The organism is Candidatus Neomarinimicrobiota bacterium (assembly GCA_021734025.1).
Classification (GTDB): Bacteria; Fidelibacterota; JAANXI01; order JAANXI01; family JAANXI01; genus JAANXI01.
Window position 1 is genome coordinate 18,793 of the sequence record JAIPJS010000014.1, and the last position, 20,515, is coordinate 39,307.

Below are 20,515 nucleotides of genomic sequence, written 5' to 3' on the forward strand. Positions count from 1 at the left end.
GAGATTATGGTCAAAGCACTCGTTACCGTACATTACAAAGAAGGTATTCTTGACCCACAGGGGAAGGCTGTAAATAATGCACTGAAGAGCCTTGGCATAACGGGCGTGTCCGAAGCCCGAGTGGGAAGACATATTGTGCTGAATTTTCCGGATCTATCCAGGTCCGATGCAAAAGCCCAGACAGAGAAGGCCTGCGAAAAAATATTGACGAACCCGGTTATCGAAGACTACGAATTTGAAATCGTCGAGGAGGAGGCATGAAGTTCGGAATCGTCGTATTTCCAGGCGCGAACTGCGATCATGACGCCTATCATGCGGTGAAGCATGTCCTGGGAGAGTCGGCCGTTTATCTCTGGCACAAAGAGCATGATCTACAGGGCGTCGATGCCATTATCCTGCCGGGTGGATTTTCGTACGGAGATTACCTGCGATCCGGCGCAATTGCCCGCTTTTCCCCGTTGATGAACGAAGTCATCAGTTTTGCGAATGATGGAGGATTAGTCCTTGGTATCTGCAACGGTTTCCAGGTGTTGACGGAGGCGGGTTTGCTCCCGGGTGCGTTAATTCCGAACGTCAGTACCAAGTTCGAGTGTAAAACAGTACGGCTCCGTGTGGAAAACACCGACACGCCGTATACCGGGCAATATGAGGAACAGCAGGTATTACAAATGCCTATTGCCCATGGGGAAGGGCGGTTTTACACTGATCCGGAGACGCTGGGCTTGTTAGAAGACGAGAATCAGGTTATCTTCAGGTATGTCGATTCGGCCGGCGAAGCTACGATGGCGATTAATCCGAATGGCAGCCTGAATAACATCGCAGGGATTTGCAATAAGGAACGGAATGTTCTGGGGATGATGCCACATCCGGAACGTGCCTGCGAAGCTGTGCTTGGAATGGCTGACGGACTGGGACTATTTGAATCGATAAGGGAATATTTCACGGTATCAGCATGACGACAAGACAACGTTCTATCGGGATCATTGTTATAGCGGTTATTCTTGGTGCGATGATAGGAACGCTTCTGGGAGAAATCTTGGGAATGACGCTTCCGGATGGGGTAGTGAGAGAACTATTTCTCCGGTCGGTCTCGTTTTCATTAGGGCCCACGACTCTGGATTTGCTGGTCATGAATATTACGCTCGGATTCTCGCTGAAGTTGAACTTCAGTGGAATTATCGGCCTGGGCGTCGCCTATTACTTGCTGCGGTATTTCCGGTAAGGAGTCGCAGTCGCCGACCGCACATGAATAACTATTTTACACTAACACACAATGGATCTAAAAAACATATACAATTTAGATCCGGCAAAAGGGGGCAGTTATGGGTTCATTAGGACCAACTGAACTGATCATTATTCTGGCGATTATCCTCTTGTTGTTCGGCTCCAAGAAATTGCCGGAGCTGGCCCGTGGACTCGGCCGGGGAATCCGGGAATTTAAGGATGCCACCAACGAGATCACCGAAGAGATAAAAAACGCCGAACCGTCCCAGACCAAGCGGGAACTGAACCGGGATGAAAAGGAATCTGAGCCTTCGCAGGAAGAAGACGCGGAAAAAACCTCCGGTTCCAATGAATAATTTCATCTGTGAAAATCTTAAGACTTTTTCAGGATCGTGCGATCTTTGAAAGGGTCTACTATTACTAGCGATGGATACCAGTAACGGCATAAAACGGTATTAATAATTCGATGAGCGTACCCACAACGGACGAATTCCTTGGGAAGATTGAGTCAGCAATACAAATACTGACTGACACGATAGATCTGAATATCTTTATCCATGCAGAGCCGGATGTCATTCAAAAATCCGCGGATACGTACGCCAGAGAAATGCTGGATTCACCGGGGAACCTGACCGGGAAGGTTATCGGTATCAAGGACAATATCAACGTTTTGGATATGCCGACAACTTGCGCCAGCAATATACTGGATGGGTACAACCCTCCGTATGAGGCGACGGCAGTCCGAAAAATCAGGGAGGCCGGCGGGTTTCTGTTCGGGAAAACCAATCTGGATCAGTTCGCCATGGGTTCTTCTACCGAGCACTCCTATTACGGCCCGACCAAAAACCCAGTCGATCCGGACCGGGTACCCGGCGGTTCCAGTGGTGGTTCGGCCGCCGCAGTTAAGGCGGGAATCGTAGATGTCGCCCTGGGCTCGGAGACCGGCGGTTCGGTGCGACAGCCGGCGGCCTTCTGTGGTGTGGTGGGGCTCAAGCCGACGTATGGCAGAGTGTCACGATATGGGCTCGTCGCGTTTGCGTCCTCTTTTGACCAAATCGGACCATTTGGGAACACAGTCCAAGAAGTGGCCGATTTGCTGAGAGTGATTGCAGGGCACGATTCCAATGATTCAACCACGGTCGAGGTGGAAGTCCCGGAATATCTTGCGGAGCCGACAGAATCACTAGACGGTTGGAATATCGGTATCCCGAATCAGTACTTCACCGAAGGACTGGACAGCCAGATCGAAGAACGCGTGAAGGCAGTTATTGAATGGTTAGAAGGGCAAGGCGCGGATATTATTGAGATTGATCTGCCTACAACCGAATATTCTATTGCCACATATTATATTCTGACGACAGCGGAAGCGTCCTCAAATCTGGCACGGTTCGACGGAATGCGCTACGGTCTCCGGGAAGAAAACGGTGGGCTGGAAGAGACCTACGAAAGTACCCGTCATGACGGTTTCGGTGACGAGGTGAAACGTCGGATTATGCTCGGTACCTATGTTTTGTCTGCCGGGTATTACGATGCCTATTATTCCAAAGCACAGAAAGTACGGCGCCTTATCAAAGATGATTTTGATGCCGCGTTTGAACAGGTCGATGCACTGATTACGCCGACCACACCGACCACCGCATTTGAACTCGGTGCAAAAATGGAGGACCCGCTCTCCATGTATCTCTCCGATATTTATACCGCCTCCGCCAATCTGTCCGGAATCCCGGCGATGAGTCTGCCGGTGGGCGAAGACGATCGGGGATTACCTATCGGTATGCAAATTCTGGCACAGCCGTTTGCCGAGGAAACAATTTTTCAACTCGGGCATTATATTGAGCAAAATTGGTCACGCGAATAACGGAATTGCGTTAAGAGAGGATGTTTCGATTTCAAGATCCCTGGTTTCTGGTGTTATTGGCTGGCATTCCGCTGCTCATCTGGTGGTATCTGAAAGCAGGGCGTAACCAGTACGCCTCCCTGCAATACTCAACACTCCAAATACTTAAATCTATTCAGAATTCCAGAAGGACCTGGAAGCAGCACCTGTCGTTTGCGCTGCGCAGTCTAGGAATAATTCTATTGATACTTGGACTCGCCCGGCCGCAGCTGGGCAACGCCGAGCGGGAAGTGACCTCCGAGGGTATTGATATTATGATGGTTCTGGATATTTCCAGTAGCATGCGGGCGGTGGACTTTAAGCCGAATCGTCTGGAAGCCGCCAAACGGGTTGCGGCGGATTTCATCAGTGACCGCCATAGTGACCGGATTGGGCTGGTAGTATTCGCCGGAGAGAGTTTTTTACAATGTCCGCTCACCATCGATTATGACGTGCTTACAAACTTCATCCAGCAGGTGGAAATTATTGACGAAAAGTACGATGGAACCGCCATCGGGATGGCGATGGCGAACGCCATTAACCGGCTGCGGGAAAGTCCGGGCGAAGACCCGGTGATTATCCTGCTTTCGGATGGACGCAATAATGCCGGCGAACTGGATCCGCTGACCGCGGCAAACATGGCGGAATCGTACGGTATTAAGGTTTACACCATCGGCGCCGGAAAAGAAGGCGAAGCACTCTATCCGGTGGATACGCAATTTGGCCAGCGGTATATGTCCGTGCAGGTTCAAATTGATGAAGAATCGCTGCAGGAAATCGCTGAGATTACCGGCGGCAAGTATTTTCGCGCCGAGGATGAGCAAAGCCTCGCGACTATCTATGAAGAAATCAGCCAATTGGAAAAAACAGAATATAAAGTGAAAGAGTACACCAACTGGCGGGAACTGTTTCCGTGGTTTCTGATTCCTGCTTTTGCGCTACTGCTGGGTGAACGGGTGTTGGCATCCACCAAGCTCAGGAGTATCCCCTAATGCTGCGATTCGGACCTCCTATACTTTGGATTTCATTCCTCTCGGTGCCACTGTTGATTGGCCTGTACTGGTACGCCCGTCGCATTCGGTCACGTAAACTTGCTGAATTTGGGGATTCGGAACTTGTTAACAGACTGACCCAATCCGTCAACTTCCGGACCCGCCGGATTAAGCGCTGGTTGATGATTGCCGGATTTTTTCTACTGTCAGTCGGGATGGTCGCACCAAAAATCGGGACCAGTCTGGCGGAGGTAAAGCGCCAGGGTATTAACCTGATTTTCCTGCTGGATACTTCACTCAGTATGAAGGCCGAAGACGTAAAACCAAATCGGCTCCGACGGGCCAAATATGAAAGCGCTCAACTCATTGACCGGTTACGGGGCGACCGGGTTGGATTAGTCGCTTTTGCCGGTGTCTCGTATCTGCAGTGTCCGCTCACCCTGGATTACGGCGCGGCTAAAATGTTCCTGGATGTGATGGACACCGATTTGATACCGTCCCAGGGCACGGCAATTGGTGACGCAATTGAAACAGCGCTGGGATCATTCGATACCAAAGAAACCAAGCACAAGGCGCTGGTAATATTCTCCGACGGGGAAGATCACTTCGGCAAGGCAGTCCAGGCGGCGGAGAAGGCCGCGGAACAGGGCGTAGTCATCTATACCGTAGGCGTTGGAACGATTTCTGGCGCCCCAATTCCGATGATCGAAGATGGAAATCAGGGATTCAAGCGCGACAACCAGGGTAAAGTAGTCACGACACGTCTGGACCCTTCTATGCTGCAGGAGATCTCGGCTATCACCGGGGGAAGGTATTACCAGATGGGTGCAGGTAACTATTCAGCAGATGAGGTGTATGAGGATATCTTCCAGCTGGAGCGCACAGAATTGAGCAGCCATCAGTACACGGGATACGAAGAACGGTATCAGTATTTTGTAGCGATGGCATTATTGCTCTTTATCGCGGAAGTATTTATCCCCGAACGGAAGAATACGGAACCACGGGAGACGCATGTGACTTCGGAAACAAAAAAGAAAAGCAAGAAAACAGTGTAAAGGCATGTTTCACATTTTTCATAAATTTATCATCGGTCTGATTGCGGGGGTTTTACTAGTAATCGGGCAGATGGTTCACGCGGAATCCGAAGGTACCCGGGCTTACGAATCCGGGAATTATCAGGAAGCAATCGACTATTACCAGCGATTACTTGAGGATGAGGACCTCCCACAGGCTGCCTATAACCTGGGGAACGCCTATTACAAAGCCGGAAATCCGGAAGAGGCCGTGAAGGCGTTTGAGCAGTCGCTTGTTGTCGAGGATGAAGAAGCGAAATCCCAGGTAATGTACAATCTCGGCAATGCACTGGCCAACGCCGGGAAACTGCAGGAGAGTGCGGCGTTTTACCGCCGGTCTCTTGAACTCAATCCGGGCGACATGGATACGAAATACAATCTGGAGTTTGTAAACAGAAAGTTACAGCAGCAGCAAAAGCAACAGCAAAACCAGCAACAGAATCAGCAGCAACAGGATAAAAATAAGCAGCAGGATCAACAGAACCAACAAAATCAGGATCAACAAGGTTCCCAAAATCAACAGCAACGTGATCAACAACAGCTCCAGGAACAACAAAATCAGCAGCAACACCGAGAGCAGCAGGCGAATCAATCAGAACAACGCGACTCACAACAAGGCGAACAGCAACAACAGCAGCCACAAAGTGCACAAGAAACCGAGCGGGAGAAACTGGATAGGGAAGAGGCTGCTCAAATTCTGAATGCGTTGCGGATCAATCAGGATAAGGTGATGAAGGAACAGATCAGGAAAAAACTGAAGGACGTGGAGACGGAGAAGGATTGGTGAACGCCCTCAGAACCATCATTGGGATAACATGCCTGATTTTTTTGGCGACTTCGCCGATTTCTGCAGCTGACGATGTTCGCGTTTCGGTATCGGTGGATCAGAACGACATAACCATGAACGAGCAGATTCAGCTGGAAATCGTGCTGGAAAATGCGGATCAATTTCCGAATTTTAAACTTTCTCTGGATAAGTTCTCCATTATTTCCGGTCCGGCTAAAAGCAGCAATTTTCAGTGGATTAACGGTGAATCATTTTCCTCAAAAAAGATTATCTATACCATCGCACCGCTTGAACAAGGCGATCACCAGATCGGCCCGCTCACCATTAATTATGACGGCCAGACGTATACTACAGACCCAATTACAATTCATGTGAGTACCTCTGCGCGGAATCAAGCACAGGGGCAGTCGTCGCAAGACCAACAAAGCAACCAGACGTCATCGAGCGGAGAGCAGGATGCAATATTCATCGAGGCCACTGCTGACAAAACCACCGCGTATCCCGGCGAGCAGATCACGGTAACGTATCGGCTCTATACGAGAGTCTCCGTCCGGAACTACAGTATCGAAGGCCTGCCTGATGCGGTGGGGTTCTGGAAGGAAGATATCGCTACGCCAAGCAATCCGCGCCTAACGCAGGAGGTTGTGAACGGAGTCCGCTACAACAAGGCGATCATCAAAAAAGTGGCGTATTTCCCGACCAAGTCCGGTCAACTGACTATCGAACCCATGCCGGTAACTGTGGAAATCCAGACGAGCCGAAGCCGGAGCGCATTCGACAATTTCTTCCGATCGCCCTTCGGACGCAGTGCCACGAAACGGCTGGTCGGGAATGCACTCACCATTGATGTACAGCCGCTGCCGGGGGAGGGAAAACCGGCGTCCTTCACCGGAGCCGTCGGGGAGTTTCGCCTGACGTCATCGCTGGATACCAACGTTGTGAAAGTGGATGAGGCAGTCGGACTAAATGTGACGGTTTCCGGCGTTGGAAACATTCCAACCATTACAGTACCGTCGCTTGAGGTACCGGAAGGCCTGGATATGTTTGACCCGGAAGTGGAAAAGTCTAATCGGGTGGAAAGCGAGAAACTCCGGGGCGAAGTTGCATATCAGTATGTCTTTATTCCCAGGCGAGAGGGAGAAATTTCACTTCCAAGTGTTCAGTTTAGCTATTTCAATCCAAAAACAAAAAGATATACAACCCTGCAGAGTGGCGCAAAAACTGTCCGGGTGGTGCCGCTGGATCAACCGCAACGGGTAACTGGTACTGGGTATTCCCGGGAGGAAGTAAAATTATTGAATATGGATATCCGGTATCTGAAACCGAATTCGGGACAGTTCAGACAGGCTGATTCATCGTACTATTCAACCTGGAAATATTATGGTTTATTGATCCTTTCGATATTCATTATTGGCGGGAGTGTGGGATACCGCTACTGGTACGAAGAGTGGGGGCAGGATACCGCGTATCTGCGCCGGAAGAATGCCATGAAACATGCACAGGAACATATTAAGCAGGCTCAGTCGAATAAGGGCGACCCGGAATATTTCAGCCAGCTGGCCAAGTCGGTACTCGGATTCATCGGAGATAAAAATAATATTGCCGAGAATGCATTGAATACTGAGGATGTGAAAGCCGTCCTCCAGCAGAATCAGGTGCCCGCCGGCACAATTCAGCAAGTGGAAGCCTTTCTCAACCAATGCGATGCAGGTCGGTTTGCCCCGGCAAAGGCCGGGAACGCCGAAGAAGATTCAATGGCCGACCAGGCAAAATCACTAGTGAAGACACTGAACGGGTATTTATAAGGTGAGGCAAGCGTTTTACATCATTGGATTAGTACTGCTGCCGTTATGTGGCATGACACAGGAACATCCCGACAGCCTGTTTGTCCGGGGCGTGGAATTGTATGATACCGGGAAATACGGCGAGGCAATCGACGCTTACGAGCAGGTATTGCGACAAGATATGGAGTCGGCTGCGTTGCATTATAATCTGGGGAACGCCTACTTTCGTGATGGCGAACTGGGTGAAGCCATTCTGCATTACGAAAAGGCAAAAAAACTGCATCCCAGAGATGCGGATATCCAGTACAATCTGAAGATCGCCAAAGCCCGGATTCAGGATCGGATTGAACCTCCGGGCAATTCATTCTTTATGCGGATATTTAACGGGATTAAATACTGGATGAGCCTGAATGAACTAGGCTGGCTTACCGGGGTTCTGCTTTTCACCGGTAGCTTGATATTTGCGGGTTGGTGGATAATACAAATCCCCCGGCTTCAACGAATTTTAACCGGATTAATGGCAGTCTGGACTATGCTCTTGTTGCTGGTAGTACCATTGTTAATTTCCAGAACACTGGAGGCAAAACAGGAACAGTACGGCATTATTGTGCAGGAGACGGTGAATGCCCACTCTGCTCCCCAACAACTGAGTACCGAGGTCTTTGTGTTACATGAAGGGAGTCGGGTCGAAGTCGAAGACAGGCAAAATCAATGGTACAAGATTCGGCTGCTCGATGGGAAAGAGGGCTGGATCCAGGCAAATGCTGTTGGAATTATTTAAATCTATGGAGTATGTTATCCTCTTATGAAAACACGTATTATTTCAACAATCGCAGTTTTCGGATTATTCCTATTGACTGCTACGGCGGTAACAGCCCAGAGTGAATCCGGCAATCAATATGATGAGTCTTTCGACCCGCTGAAACTTAATGAACCGAGCGATACATTTTTTCAGGAAGAATCGCGTCAGGAGAGTTTGCGGCAGATGCAGGAAGAGAGGTTACCGCTTCCATCACAGGAGGAACAACATGCCGAGCAAAGTGGTGGGTACCGGGTTCAGCTGGTGGCAACGCCAAATTACCAAGAAGCTGACAGTCTGCTATCTGATGTCCGGGATCAGTTTGAGGCGCAAGCGAAAGCGTACCTGATTTACGACTCACCCAATTATAAAGTCCGGGTGGGGAATTGTCAGTCCCGAAACGAGGCGGAAGCGCTCCTCCAGGTTGCCAAGCAGATGGGATTCCGATATGCCTGGATTGTCCGAAGTACTATCTATCCCGACGAAAAGATCTGGAACGCTTCGCGGTAAGTCTTTTTTCTTTGGAAAAATAGACCTTACCCCAGCCCCTCTCTTCAACTGAAGAGAGGGGCTTTAATTTTTAATCAAAGAATTCCCCGAGGTCTCTGCCTCGGGGTAGTTCATTATTTGTATAAAATTCTCCCGTTTAAATCCGGCTTTACCGGAACTTTAAGCGGAAGTAGAGGATGGGTTCAGGCTTGAACTCACACCCCCCTAAAACATACCCGGTTTCCCAATCATAAGTTGATTGCATCTTCAGGGCATTGTACCTTAAAGGTCTTTTTGAAAAACGTGGTTTAATTAACAAACGAAAGGAGTATTTGTGAGCGTACAAACAATTGCCCCCCACGGTGGAACCCTGGTCAACCGGGTAATGCCAGCCGGTGAGGCCGATAACGAAAGGGAGCGGGCAAAATCGCTACCGCAGATCCTGTTGGATGCCAGAGAAATGGCGGATCTGGACATGATTTCCATCGGTGCCATGAGTCCTTTGACCGGTTTTATGGATCAGGAGGATTACGAAAGTGTTGTGGAGTCTATGCGGCTGAAGTCTGGCGACGTCTGGTCGCTGCCGATTACACTTTCGGTGACCGAAGAGAAGAAAGAGGAACTTGGCGGGGAATCGGAGGCCGCCTTGGTTGACGAATCGACTGGTGCGACTGTTGGCAGTATATCCATTGAAGATATTTATTCCTACGACAAGGAACGGGAAGCGGCCAACGTGTTCCGGACGACTCACCGGGACCATCCGGGAGTCCAGGCGCTGTATGATCAGGGTGATTTTCTGGTCGGCGGTGACATTACACTGTTCGAAAAAATCGACCATGAGACGTTTCAGCATCATCGTCATACTCCTGCCGAATTACGGGAACTGTTCACCGAACGCGGGTGGAATTCCGTCGTAGCCTTTCAAACCCGAAATCCTATCCACCGTGCTCACGAATACCTCCAGAAATGTGCATTGGAATTGGTGGATGGATTGCTGGTGCATCCACTGGTTGGTGAAACCAAGAGCGACGATGTTCCGGCGAGTGTCCGGATGGAGTGTTACGAAACGATCCTGGGGGAATATTATCCACAAGATCGCTCCCAGATCAGCGTGTTTCCGGCGGCTATGCGTTATGCCGGCCCCAGGGAAGCCATCTTCCATGCGCTGGTACGGAAGAATTACGGCTGCACTCATTTTATCGTCGGCAGAGATCACGCCGGTGTCGGCGACTATTACGGAACCTACGACGCCCAACTCATCTTTGGTGAGTTTGAGCCGTCCGAAATCGGGATTACACCGATGTTCTTCGAACATGCCTTCTACTGCAGAAAGTGCCAGCAGATGGCCTCTGACAAGACATGTCCACATTCGGGAAAAGATCGGGTGTTTCTCAGCGGGACAAAAGTCCGCGAAAAACTGAGCAACGGCGAAGACCTGCCGGAGGAGTTTACCCGGCCGGAAGTCGCTGAAATACTGAAGAAAGCGTATACATCTTAACGGATATGGGAATTAGCGCTGGCAGACCATAGTCGAATGCCAGCGCTAATCTATGGTGGCTTCCCAGTCTATGAGATATTCCCGGGGATAACTTGATTATTTCAGTATAATCATCTTTTTCATCTGGGATAAATGTCCGGATGTTAGTTTGTAAAAATAGATACCACTGGCTAATCTGGTTGCATCAAAAGTTACATGATATTGACCCGGTGACTGAACCTCATCCACCAGGATAGTAATTTCGTTTCCCCGCAAATCGTACACCGTAATATTCACTGCCTTCCTATCCTTTAGGTAATACCGGATTCGGGTTTCCGGATTGAACGGGTTCGGGTAATTCTGGTAGAGCGTGAACTGTGAGGGCTCAGTAGGTGTAGGACCATTGATTCCTGTGCTGACTTCATCATCTGTTCCCGGAGAGCCGTGAATGGATGCAGAGGCCCGCCATCTCCGGGGATCGTTTTGATCACCAACAGGATCCCGTGTGTACGAGACGAGGGAATGCCCAGCTCCATCAGGAGTCACCGGCCAGGGATCGCTGTCATCGTATCGAATATTGATGAGGGTATCTCCCTCTGCATCCACCATCACAATTCTCTCACCTGAATTATCTATCGCACCAGTAAATTTATCGTGTGGAGAGACCCCGTAACGTTGATTGAAGTGCGGGGGCGCCGAAGCGAGCACAAGGAATTCGCCGGGAGGGATTACGGATTCCCCGGAAAACGTATAAGAGACGCCTTCAATAAATCTGTTACCGGCTAAACTGAGGGAGGTGGTATCGGTGTTTTTCAGTTCGAGGAATTCGAAATATTTGTCATCTATGGTGTCCTGCTGAAGTGGGTGATAGTGGATTTCTGTAATTTTCAGTTTTTTTTGATCACCCGGGAGGACGAGTACCCGTTGTGTCAGTGCACTCCATTCATTTCTATAGTAGAGCCTGGCCTTAACCGGGGTAGTGTGATACAATTTGATCGGCGTTGAGTATTCTATGGCGGTAGAGGCGATTCCATCACCGGCTGCCGGGTCAGTGCCATCCAGCGTATAGTACATTGTTCCATTGGGTGATGACAGTGATAACGTATCACCAGCGTGGATTTTATTTCCGGAAATCTGGCGTCCGTTAATCAAGAGAACGGGAGCATCGAAGGCAGGGAACAGGTTCGCATCCCGAAGCTGGTCAATAAAAATGTCACCACGCTCCGGGAAGTAATCCTCTGTCAGTCGGGCCAATTCTCTGTTCCAATACACTTTGGTATAGAGCTCGAACGGGCTGTTTGCCCAGCGATGGACATCCCTGCGATAATCGCCCCATCGTGCTGATTCGGCAATAATCGCTATCTCGATTTCGTTAGCTCTGTCCTGGAGCCTTTGGGAGACGGCTTCGTTGGTTAATGCTCCGTCACTATATAAATGTTCCTGCACCCGGTCGGCAAATAATCGAAGAAATATCTCACTGTCGGTAAGATCCTGAAAAATGCCGCTGGGTCTGTCATGGTTGTCCTCACTCAGGATATTCGTATTCACGTTTTCGAATATGCGTTCAGAATCCCAGCTGAAAAATTTAAATCCGGCACCGGGATTCACCCGGTTTCTCGCTGCGATCCAGTTGTGATGGTCCCAATCCACATTTCCAGCGTAAAAATGGATAATCATATAGTCGATAAAATTTTCGATATCCAGATAAGATTCGTACTCAGGATTATCTGTACCATCCGCATTTTTTCCCAGTATCCGATAATAATTTGCATCATCGGATACGTCTTTCCCGGCCAAAGCGATAAGTTCGTCCCAGGCATCTTTCCGTCCCTCGGCGACCTCGCCGTAATCTTTAATGAGATCATACTCTACTTCGTCCCCACCGAGATACTCTTCTGCAAATTCCTCGTCCACCCGTTCTGTAGCATTATAAACTCCCCAATAGATCCCATTGAGGTAGAGATGTACAAATCTTCCGTGGGCAGCTGGATGTCCCATATCCAATTGAGTATCCTTTGCCCAGGGATCCCGAAGCAGCGTACCGCGTTCCCTTTCGTTCGTGTTCCAATGAAGCCAGGAATTGCCGAACGTACCACGGAGCACCACTTGGTTCAGAGAGGTTTCCGCCTCCTCACCGAATAGCGGATAGTTGAGTTTTGTTTTCCCGTATTCGTCCTTAAACGGCAGCCGAAACGAATGCTTGGGACTCTTCTCGGGACGACGGCTGTGCCCGCCATGGATTTTGATTCCGCAATCTTCTTGGAAATCCAGGCCGTCCTGGCTATTGAAGAATTCCACAGAGGCCGGACGTTCCCAGTCCGTCCCTAACGGCGCGCCGGGAGCCGCTGTATAAATGTAGATACCACCGGTATCAGGATCCGTACTATGCGAGAAGAGGTAATTTTTGTTAGTAACGATGGAAAGGGTCGGAATCGAAAGCAAGGCCTCGTTCATCTGCCCGGAATACCCCGGATTATGCACTACTTCCGGGTCCATTCCGTAATCTGCGGTCGCCTCCCCGTCTATATCGATGTAACTCCCCCATTTTTCAGGATACCCTTTAGGGGCATTCGGCTGTGTAAGCACATCATCAGGGAACAGATACGTGGCGGTAGTCACCGCACTTGAGAACTCACCATCCACCGCAACTGCCCTGAGCACCGTAGTCGTCTGAATATTGATAGGGCCGGAGTAGATATTGCTGTTTCCGGCAGATGGTGAACGACCGTCCGTGGTATAATAAATTTGGACGCTTTCGTTTGCGGAAGTGATTTCAACTTCAATGAGGGCATCATAAATTCCATGCTTGCGACTGAACACCGGTGGAGTAACGTTTAGATCGCCAGTAATAATATTTTTTGCTCCCGGCGTCGGGGTGGTCGATAAAGCGTAATTACCATCGTTGTAACAATATGCCACATCCGGCGGGAGCTTCGGAAATGTGGTGAAACTGGTCACAACGGTACCGTCTGCATCATACAGAGCCAGGTATTCACCATCGGCATCAATTTTAAAATTGGTATGGAGAGGAAAAACCAGATCCCGAAAATTTTTCCCGGACGCATAGACCACCATGTATTCCCCGGCGCTGAGTTGGGCAGGGGGAAAAGTCCACAGCGTAGAATCTGCTTCGTCATCAGTCAGAGACCATCCTGATAAATCGACGGGCTCCGATGTGGGATTATAGATTTCCAGCCAGTCCGAATAATCGCCATCTGCATCGGCGAGAGTAGCGGAATTTGACGCGACGAATTCGTTGATCCGGATTGATTGCTGGCCCGTAATTTCACTCGCATAAACCATCAGAGCTAACATGAAAATGTATTGTATGAGATTCCGCAACTTTCGCTGAATGGGAATTCCTCTCAGATGATTATGCTATCCGGAATGGTTGACTGATTCGAAACCGTGGCAGGATTCAACACTATAATTGACCAGACACCAGACAAGATTAACGGGTTTAAAATTCTCTGGATATTTCACAATGGTGACAGTTGTTCCCCTGTTAGAAGGCAAAAGAATAATCAGTGTAGAAAGTCTGCCATATGATTCCCGGAATCAAGGGATTAATAGACCTCTCCTGTGCAAAAAATACTGTTTCGGCAAAGTATTTGTCACATCCGCTTGGCTTCTCATGCAAGTGAAATTAAATTATTTGTCTGACGAGTATTCTTAAATCCGATTTTCTATTAAGCGAGGTGGCATATAGAGCACTTCATAAAGAAACTTGGTCTCAGCGCTTTAATTACTCCAATGAAAGGAACAAACCATGGAACTCCCGCAAAGTGACTCCACTCTGATTATGATTACGAATGAGGGCATGGGCACCGGTGACGCCGAACTTCGCTATATCTTGATCAATACCTATCTCTCCTTATTGAATGACAACGATGTGCTCCCCGGGGCGATCTGTTTTTATGCGGATGGCGTGAAGCTGGTCACGGAAGGTTCGCCAGTCCTGGATGTTCTGAAATCCCTGGAACAGAAAGGGGTGGATTTAGTACTTTGCAACACCTGCCTGAAATATCATGGACTACTTGATAAAATCGGTGTCGGGATCATTGGGGGGATGCCAGACATTATCACTGCCCAATGGAAGGCGGAGAAGGTGATTACACTTTGATAGGCAGGTGGTCCCTTTACTGTCCCAATAATTAGAGTTACAGACTATTTATTTATGAGCTGAAAGTGCTACTTTAACCACAAATGCCCATTTGACATGACCCCAAATTCTCACCTGCCCGATGGAGTTCTGCAGGGAATTCTCCGGACCAAACTGCATCCGCCGCCGCTCCGTCCGGAGATCCTCAATCGTCAGCGTCTCATTGAGATGCTCTCGGAACACTCATATCGCCTGGCACTCATCACGGCGCCGGCAGGGTTCGGAAAAAGTACCTGTGTCCGGGCCTGGCTGGAGGAATCAGAACCGAATTATGCATGGCTCTCTCTGGACGATCAGGATAATAACCTCAGACGCTTCCTGAGATATCTGGTGGCCTCGCTTCAACAGGTTCTGCCTTCCCTGGGAACATCCACACTTGCTATGTTGGAAGGTGAATCTCTGCCTTCAGCTGAAACACTCCTGACCCCGGTCATCAACGATCTCTGGGAAATGGATGAACCCGGGACGCTGGTCCTGGATGATTATCACACCATCGATGAACCGGAAATCCATGAGGCAATGCGCTTTTTCATCGACCAGTTACCGCACACGCTCCGCCTTGTGCTCATCACCAGAGTTGATCCAGCATTTCCGGTAGCCAGGTATCGGGCCAGGGGAACAGTCGCCGAAATCCGGGAACAGGATCTCCGGTTTACCAGAGATGAAACCGACATGCTCCTGAACCAGGTGCTGGGAATGGAATTACCCGACGAAAGTATCGAAACGCTGAACCGGAAGACCGAGGGCTGGGCTGCCGGACTGCAGTTGGCGTCATTATCCCTTCAGCAGACAGAGGATAAAACCGCATTCCTGGAATCGTTTTCCGGTGAAACAGGATACGTCCTGGATTATCTCATAGAAGAGGTGCTGGAACAATTACCTGATGAGCAGCAACAGTTTCTCCTGCAGACATCAATTTTACAGCGGTTTAATGCTGAATTGTGTGGTGTTGTCACTGGTGACAAAAATGCTGAAGCGTTGTTAACTACCCTGAATGAGCAAAACCTGTTTTTAGTGCCACTGGACGAATCGGGGCAGTGGTACCGATATCATCACCTGTTCGGCGACCTCCTCCGGTTCCGGCTCAACCATGCTCTACACATCGAAATCGATACTTTACACAGGAGAGCCAGTGAGTGGTTTGATGAGCAGGGCTATCCCGATGATGCAATGTCCCACGCGTTCCAAATGGAAGACTCCGGCCGGGCAATCCGCCTTTTAGATGATTACAGTGAGCAACTGATCCAGGAGAGCCGGCATTCGGAGTTCCGACAGTGGGTGAACCGATTACCGGAAGATGAACTTCGGAAATATCCGATGATTTTACTTGGCCGGGCATGGATGCAACTATTGAGTTATCAGACTGAGAATCTGGACAATACCATACAAGAAACCGTACAGGCAATCCACTCTCAGGAGTGCCAATATTCCGATTCCCGGAAGCAACGTGTGGAGTTTTTCACACAGATCCTTCAGACCTTCTGGCAAAGAGTGACCGGGAAGGTTCAGGCCTCCATCAGTTTGAGTGAACAATTGTTAACATCATTCCCCGAGGGGCAGACCGTATTCCGAAGTACGCTGCTTTACAATCTGGCCCGCGCCTATATGTACTTCGGTGAAGTCGAAAAACCTATTCATCTGCTAGAACAGCTCTTAAGGGAACTCCCGGAGTCCGGAAATTACTATTTAAGACTCTCGGCAATGGGGCATATTTGTAATCTGTTGATTCAGCTGGAAGGCCCGGCAATAGCTGCAACCCGCGCACACGAATATATTGACCGGTTAAAGGAGTTGGGTATCAGTGAAATTCCTGCTGCATGTTATTTGCACCTGGCACTTGGAATAGCTGAATACCAGAGAAACGATATCGGGAAATCGATCACGGCACTGGAAACTGCCGTGGCTCAGTCGCGTCGGGGTGACGATCCCTATGTTGAATATCATGCACATTTTCAACTCGCAAAATGCCACTATGTAAAAGATGATCATCCGGGGGCAAAAACTCATGAAGCCAATGCTGCCAGAGTTTCCAGAGAGAGTACAATCGGAATTTATGCGGCGGATTTGCAGACTGATCAACTGTCGGTACAGGCAGCCGCAGATAAATTTGACAAGGTAGCAGCAGAGCTCCAATCCGTAAATTACGTACCGGATGAGGTGTTTACTCCGATACAGGAGAAACAGGGGTTCCTTATAATTCGGAGCGCGTTGCATCGGAAAGAAAGTGAACAGGCGCGACCATTGATAGAGCAGTTAAAAGGAACAGCAGAAGTGAAGGCTCGGAAGGGAAGCCTGCTCGTTCTTAACATCTACGAGGCCGCGGTCGAATACATCGCCGGAAATTTATCCGACGCATTCAAAATACTGGAGCAATCTTTGGTGCGTGCGGCGAACCGGGAGGAGATTCGCCCCTTCCTGGAAATTAGTCCGCAGATGAAAAAAATTCTGTCTGCATATATCGAGAGTAATACACCGTCCGGGGATGCCAGGGAAGTTGCACGGTTAATCCTCGGTAAAATCAGAAATGATACCGCACAATCCATCATTCCCGGATTTAAACAGGATCTCATCAGCCCGCTGACCGAACGGGAACAGGAGGTGCTATCATATCTTGGTGAAAACAACACCTACCAGGAAATCGCCGACAGTATGTTTGTCTCCCTCAATACAGTAAAAACCCATCTGAAAAACCTGTATGGCAAACTTGAGGTCAGCAGTAAGACCGAGGCCATAGAAAAGGCACGCCAGTTGGGGTTTTTGGATTAGAAAGGCACAAGGAGTCCAGGCCGGCTGTTTGCTTTAATAAAATGCCGATTTGATCGTTTCCAGCAACTAGAAAAAAATTAGGGGCATTCAGGGGCATTCCGGCCGAATCCGGCGGCTGCCGGATGAATGGAGTCGCGAGTGATACTCCGGAGTTAAGATGACGAGATCCTTCCCCGAAGGGATCCCGGTGGGACGGCTCTCCCGCCAGGGCGGGATCGCTCAGGATGACTGCATTGCAGAACGTATGCAAGCGGGCTACAAAAGAGTCATCCCTGCCGAGCGATAGCGAGCGGAGGGATCTCGGGTGCAACCTCCCCCAAGAGAATTACGAGATCCCTTGACTTCCTCCTATACATCAGAGTCCGGTTGGGATGTCCTGTGTATTTTTCCCCTCCTCACCCCATAATTTCACCTCAATTCCCCGAATTTCACCCGGTCCGGGTGATGTTTCTCACCCGGCCCTTTCCATAGATTGGTCCCGAACAGATAACAAAAGGATCTACAATGAATACAGATGACGGAACACACAGGACAGAACAGCGGAAATTTCGGATTATCCTGGATGGCAAACTGGATGAACGCAGACAGGAATGGTTCGAGGATGTGGAAATTGTTTTGACCGGCGATAAGACAGAACTCACAGGCACCACCAGAGACCGGACAGAATTGCACGGATTGCTGAAGCGTATCCACGACCTCAACCTTGATTTGAATTCGGTGGAAGTCGAAGAACCGGCGAATTAATGAAACTGAACAAAGGAGATCTCATGCACATCACAAAACTCAAAATGATGATTTTTACGGTGCTATTGGTGTTCGCCGGAAGCGTGACGGCGGGAACTATTAGCGGATTCATCAAAGATGCTACGAATGAAGAGACGCTCATCGCTGCAAATGTGTACATCAAGGATACGCAGCTGGGTGCCATGACCAACAATCAGGGATACTACATCATCAATAATATTCCGGCAGGGGAAGTTTCCCTGGTGTGTACCTACATGGGATACGAACGCAGGGAGTTGTCGCTAAACCTGAAGATAAATGAAAGGCGCGTCGTAAACCTGGGACTCACTCCCAAAGCACTCCAGAGTGAAGCGGTGGTGGTGGAGGCTGAACGGGAAGAGGATATTGAACTCGTTGAGACTGGTACCATTCACGTTTCACCCCGTACGCTCAAAACCGCGCCAGTCATGGCAGAAGCCGACTTGATGCGAACAATCCAGATGATGCCGGGCGTGCTCACCAGTTCCGAGTTTTCCAGCGGTATTTACGTCCGAGGTGGCACTCCGGACCAAAATCTGGTGCTGCTGGACGGCTCCGAGGTCTACAACGCAAATCATCTCTTTGGGCTGTTCAGTACGTTCGATGTTGATGCGATAAAAGATGTGAAATTCGTCCGCAGCGGATTCTCGGCGAAATACGGCGGCCGTCTTTCGTCGGTGCTGGATGTCACGAATAAGGACGGCAATCAAAAATCCTTCGAGGGGAAAACATCGCTAGGGTTAGTCAGCGCCAAAACATCGCTTCAAGGCCCCCTGGCCAATGGCGCATGGTTTTTCTCGGGACGGCGCACGTATGTGGATTATATGTTGAATGCCACCGAACAAGGCGTCAGCGGTGAAGCCAAACAGCAACTGGAAATGATCCCGGATTATTATTTCTACGATATGCATCTGAAAATCTACCAGGATTTCAGTCACCAGGATAAACTGGTGCTCACGTTCTACCAGGGCAGCGACAACATGAATTTCTCGCTTGATCCCTTTGCCTTTAATATCAACTGGGGAAACCGGGCGGTCAATGCGCGGTGGACGCATGTCTTCAGCGATAAACTGTTCTCGAATTTTTACCTCTCCCGGAGCGCGTACGGTTCGGCGTTAGATCGCGATGACGCGCTGATGACCGGACAGATCTTCAATGACATCGAGGATTTTACCATGCAGGGCGACCTGGAATATTTTCCGGGGAATGACCACGGTGTCAAACTCGGCTTCGAGTACAAGATGCTGGAATCGAAATACGACGCCAGGTTTGAACAGCAGCGGATGGTGTTAAGTTCCGGAAGCTCGTCGTTTGCAATGTATCTGCAGGACGAGTGGAAAGCGACGCCGCGGTTAAACATCCAGCCAGGGGTCCGAGTCACAAATTACTCGCCCACCGGATTTGAAAATACCATGGAAGATTCATCCTACATCGGCGATCCAAACTGGAAAATCTCTCCGCGGTTAGCCGTACAATTCATGCTGACGGACAAGGTTCGCCTGAAAACCGCATACGGACAGTATTACCAGTTCGTGAATATCGTGCCGATGGGCAACGACGCCATGTCGTTCATGGATGTCTGGTTTCCCAGCGATAACAGCATCGCCCCGGCCAGCGCAACCCATTACGTGGCCGGCGTGGAGATGGATCTGCCCGGTGACCTGACTGGCACCATCGAAGGCTATTACAAGGATATGCCACAACTCTACCAATTTAATACCCAGGCGACGCGGGTGTACAAGGGCGAAGACCTGTTCCATTCCGGGCGAGGCTGGGCGTACGGCGCCGATTTCAACCTGGAGAAGAAAACCGGCGATTTCACCGGCTGGGTCAGTTATTCCCTGGGATGGACCAAGCGGACATTCGACGCGGTCAACGACGGGAAGACCTACTATCCGCGGTTCGACCGTCGACACAGCATTAAAACAGTGGGGGCATATCGCATTAATGAACGGTGGTCAGCCAACTTCGCCTGGACATACGGCACCGGCCAGGGATACACGCGTCCGATGGGACATTATCAGCTGCAATTCCCGGAGGATGAAACATCCTTCGTCATCGGCGGCGAGCGCAACAACGCCCGGATGCCGCACTATCATCGTCTGGACATGGGTGTCCGATATACAAAACAGTTGCCCGAAAGTGTGATGCTCGAAAGCTGGAGCTGGTACCTGCAAATTTTTAATGCCTACAACCGGCGGAATCTCTGGCACAAAAACGTGAATTTCATGGCGGACGGCACAGCCGAAGTGTCTGAAGTCCGGATGCTGCCGATCCTGCCAACCGCCGGTATAGAGTTTTCATTCTAATCTGAGGAGGAATTA

General features: G+C 49.8%; 17 protein-coding genes. 16 read left to right on the top strand and 1 reads right to left on the bottom strand.

Annotation, left to right across the window (positions count from 1 at the left end; all coding sequences use genetic code 11):
* The first annotated feature begins 6 nt into the window (after nucleotides 1-6).
* The 12 genes from purS to sat all read left to right on the top strand — a co-directional run bounded on the left by purS (nucleotide 7) and on the right by sat (nucleotide 10,522).
* Nucleotides 7-261, top strand: a complete 255-nt coding sequence (purS, locus tag K9N57_13415) for a phosphoribosylformylglycinamidine synthase subunit PurS (GenBank protein MCF7805180.1) — start codon at nucleotides 7-9, stop codon at nucleotides 259-261.
* Nucleotides 258-956 (top strand): phosphoribosylformylglycinamidine synthase subunit PurQ, encoded by a 699-nt coding sequence (purQ, locus tag K9N57_13420; protein ID MCF7805181.1) that lies wholly within the window; start codon nucleotides 258-260, stop codon nucleotides 954-956. The genes purS and purQ overlap by 4 nt, the downstream gene beginning before the upstream one ends.
* The gene (locus tag K9N57_13425) at nucleotides 953-1,222 is read left to right on the top strand and encodes a DUF4321 domain-containing protein (GenBank protein ID MCF7805182.1); all 270 of its coding nucleotides are present in this window, start codon (nucleotides 953-955) and stop codon (nucleotides 1,220-1,222) included. Before purQ ends, K9N57_13425 begins: the two co-directional genes overlap by 4 nt.
* 100 nt (nucleotides 1,223-1,322) lie before the next feature.
* Nucleotides 1,323-1,580, top strand: a complete 258-nt coding sequence (locus tag K9N57_13430) for a twin-arginine translocase TatA/TatE family subunit (GenBank protein ID MCF7805183.1) — start codon at nucleotides 1,323-1,325, stop codon at nucleotides 1,578-1,580.
* A 110-nt stretch (nucleotides 1,581-1,690) separates the two neighbouring features.
* Nucleotides 1,691-3,082 carry an Asp-tRNA(Asn)/Glu-tRNA(Gln) amidotransferase subunit GatA gene (gene gatA, locus K9N57_13435; protein MCF7805184.1) on the top strand — a complete coding sequence of 464 codons (1,392 nt, stop codon included), beginning with the start codon at nucleotides 1,691-1,693 and terminating at the stop codon, nucleotides 3,080-3,082.
* A 20-nt stretch (nucleotides 3,083-3,102) separates the two neighbouring features.
* Nucleotides 3,103-4,092 carry a VWA domain-containing protein gene (locus K9N57_13440; GenBank protein ID MCF7805185.1) on the top strand — a complete coding sequence of 330 codons (990 nt, stop codon included), beginning with the start codon at nucleotides 3,103-3,105 and terminating at the stop codon, nucleotides 4,090-4,092.
* Nucleotides 4,092-5,147 carry a VWA domain-containing protein gene (locus K9N57_13445; protein MCF7805186.1) on the top strand — a complete coding sequence of 352 codons (1,056 nt, stop codon included), beginning with the start codon at nucleotides 4,092-4,094 and terminating at the stop codon, nucleotides 5,145-5,147. Before K9N57_13440 ends, K9N57_13445 begins: the two co-directional genes overlap by 1 nt.
* Before the next feature lie 4 nt (nucleotides 5,148-5,151).
* Nucleotides 5,152-5,952, top strand: a complete 801-nt coding sequence (locus tag K9N57_13450) for a tetratricopeptide repeat protein (protein MCF7805187.1) — start codon at nucleotides 5,152-5,154, stop codon at nucleotides 5,950-5,952.
* Nucleotides 5,949-7,757, top strand: a complete 1,809-nt coding sequence (locus K9N57_13455) for a BatD family protein (protein MCF7805188.1) — start codon at nucleotides 5,949-5,951, stop codon at nucleotides 7,755-7,757. The genes K9N57_13450 and K9N57_13455 overlap by 4 nt, the downstream gene beginning before the upstream one ends.
* Nucleotide 7,758: 1 nt before the next feature.
* Nucleotides 7,759-8,517, top strand: a complete 759-nt coding sequence (locus tag K9N57_13460; protein ID MCF7805189.1) for a tetratricopeptide repeat protein — start codon at nucleotides 7,759-7,761, stop codon at nucleotides 8,515-8,517.
* Nucleotides 8,518-8,541: 24 nt separating this feature from the next.
* Nucleotides 8,542-9,045, top strand: coding sequence for an SPOR domain-containing protein (locus K9N57_13465; protein MCF7805190.1), 504 nt, complete (start codon nucleotides 8,542-8,544; stop codon nucleotides 9,043-9,045).
* 313 nt (nucleotides 9,046-9,358) lie between these two features.
* Nucleotides 9,359-10,522 carry a sulfate adenylyltransferase gene (gene sat / locus K9N57_13470; protein ID MCF7805191.1) on the top strand — a complete coding sequence of 388 codons (1,164 nt, stop codon included), beginning with the start codon at nucleotides 9,359-9,361 and terminating at the stop codon, nucleotides 10,520-10,522.
* Between the two features lie 96 nt (nucleotides 10,523-10,618).
* On the opposite strand, the gene K9N57_13475 is transcribed toward sat, so the two are convergent.
* Nucleotides 10,619-13,804, bottom strand: a complete 3,186-nt coding sequence (locus K9N57_13475; GenBank protein ID MCF7805192.1) for a lamin tail domain-containing protein — start codon at nucleotides 13,802-13,804, stop codon at nucleotides 10,619-10,621.
* A gap of 466 nt (nucleotides 13,805-14,270) precedes the next feature.
* Between K9N57_13475 and K9N57_13480 the strand changes: the two genes are divergently transcribed.
* From K9N57_13480 to K9N57_13495, 4 genes are all read left to right on the top strand, one after another.
* Nucleotides 14,271-14,624 carry a DsrE family protein gene (locus tag K9N57_13480; GenBank protein MCF7805193.1) on the top strand — a complete coding sequence of 118 codons (354 nt, stop codon included), beginning with the start codon at nucleotides 14,271-14,273 and terminating at the stop codon, nucleotides 14,622-14,624.
* 96 nt (nucleotides 14,625-14,720) lie between these two features.
* Nucleotides 14,721-17,429 carry a LuxR C-terminal-related transcriptional regulator gene (locus K9N57_13485; GenBank protein ID MCF7805194.1) on the top strand — a complete coding sequence of 903 codons (2,709 nt, stop codon included), beginning with the start codon at nucleotides 14,721-14,723 and terminating at the stop codon, nucleotides 17,427-17,429.
* A 504-nt stretch (nucleotides 17,430-17,933) separates the two neighbouring features.
* The gene (locus K9N57_13490; protein MCF7805195.1) at nucleotides 17,934-18,173 is read left to right on the top strand and encodes a hypothetical protein; all 240 of its coding nucleotides are present in this window, start codon (nucleotides 17,934-17,936) and stop codon (nucleotides 18,171-18,173) included.
* Nucleotides 18,173-20,500 (top strand): TonB-dependent receptor, encoded by a 2,328-nt coding sequence (locus tag K9N57_13495; protein ID MCF7805196.1) that lies wholly within the window; start codon nucleotides 18,173-18,175, stop codon nucleotides 20,498-20,500. The genes K9N57_13490 and K9N57_13495 overlap by 1 nt, the downstream gene beginning before the upstream one ends.
* The last annotated feature ends 15 nt before the right edge of the window (nucleotides 20,501-20,515 follow it).

Coding starts and splice junctions, on each gene's coding strand:
- purS (MCF7805180.1), top strand. CDS start 7: ATGGTCAAAGCACTCGTTACCGTACATTACAAAGAAGGTATTCTTGAC.
- purQ (MCF7805181.1), top strand. CDS start 258: ATGAAGTTCGGAATCGTCGTATTTCCAGGCGCGAACTGCGATCATGAC.
- K9N57_13425 (MCF7805182.1), top strand. CDS start 953: ATGACGACAAGACAACGTTCTATCGGGATCATTGTTATAGCGGTTATT.
- K9N57_13430 (MCF7805183.1), top strand. CDS start 1,323: ATGGGTTCATTAGGACCAACTGAACTGATCATTATTCTGGCGATTATC.
- gatA (MCF7805184.1), top strand. CDS start 1,691: ATGAGCGTACCCACAACGGACGAATTCCTTGGGAAGATTGAGTCAGCA.
- K9N57_13440 (MCF7805185.1), top strand. CDS start 3,103: ATGTTTCGATTTCAAGATCCCTGGTTTCTGGTGTTATTGGCTGGCATT.
- K9N57_13445 (MCF7805186.1), top strand. CDS start 4,092: ATGCTGCGATTCGGACCTCCTATACTTTGGATTTCATTCCTCTCGGTG.
- K9N57_13450 (MCF7805187.1), top strand. CDS start 5,152: ATGTTTCACATTTTTCATAAATTTATCATCGGTCTGATTGCGGGGGTT.
- K9N57_13465 (MCF7805190.1), top strand. CDS start 8,542: ATGAAAACACGTATTATTTCAACAATCGCAGTTTTCGGATTATTCCTA.
- K9N57_13475 (MCF7805192.1), bottom strand. CDS start 13,804: ATGGTTTATGCGAGTGAAATTACGGGCCAGCAATCAATCCGGATCAAC.
- K9N57_13480 (MCF7805193.1), top strand. CDS start 14,271: ATGGAACTCCCGCAAAGTGACTCCACTCTGATTATGATTACGAATGAG.
- K9N57_13485 (MCF7805194.1), top strand. CDS start 14,721: ATGACCCCAAATTCTCACCTGCCCGATGGAGTTCTGCAGGGAATTCTC.
- K9N57_13490 (MCF7805195.1), top strand. CDS start 17,934: ATGAATACAGATGACGGAACACACAGGACAGAACAGCGGAAATTTCGG.
- K9N57_13495 (MCF7805196.1), top strand. CDS start 18,173: ATGAAACTGAACAAAGGAGATCTCATGCACATCACAAAACTCAAAATG.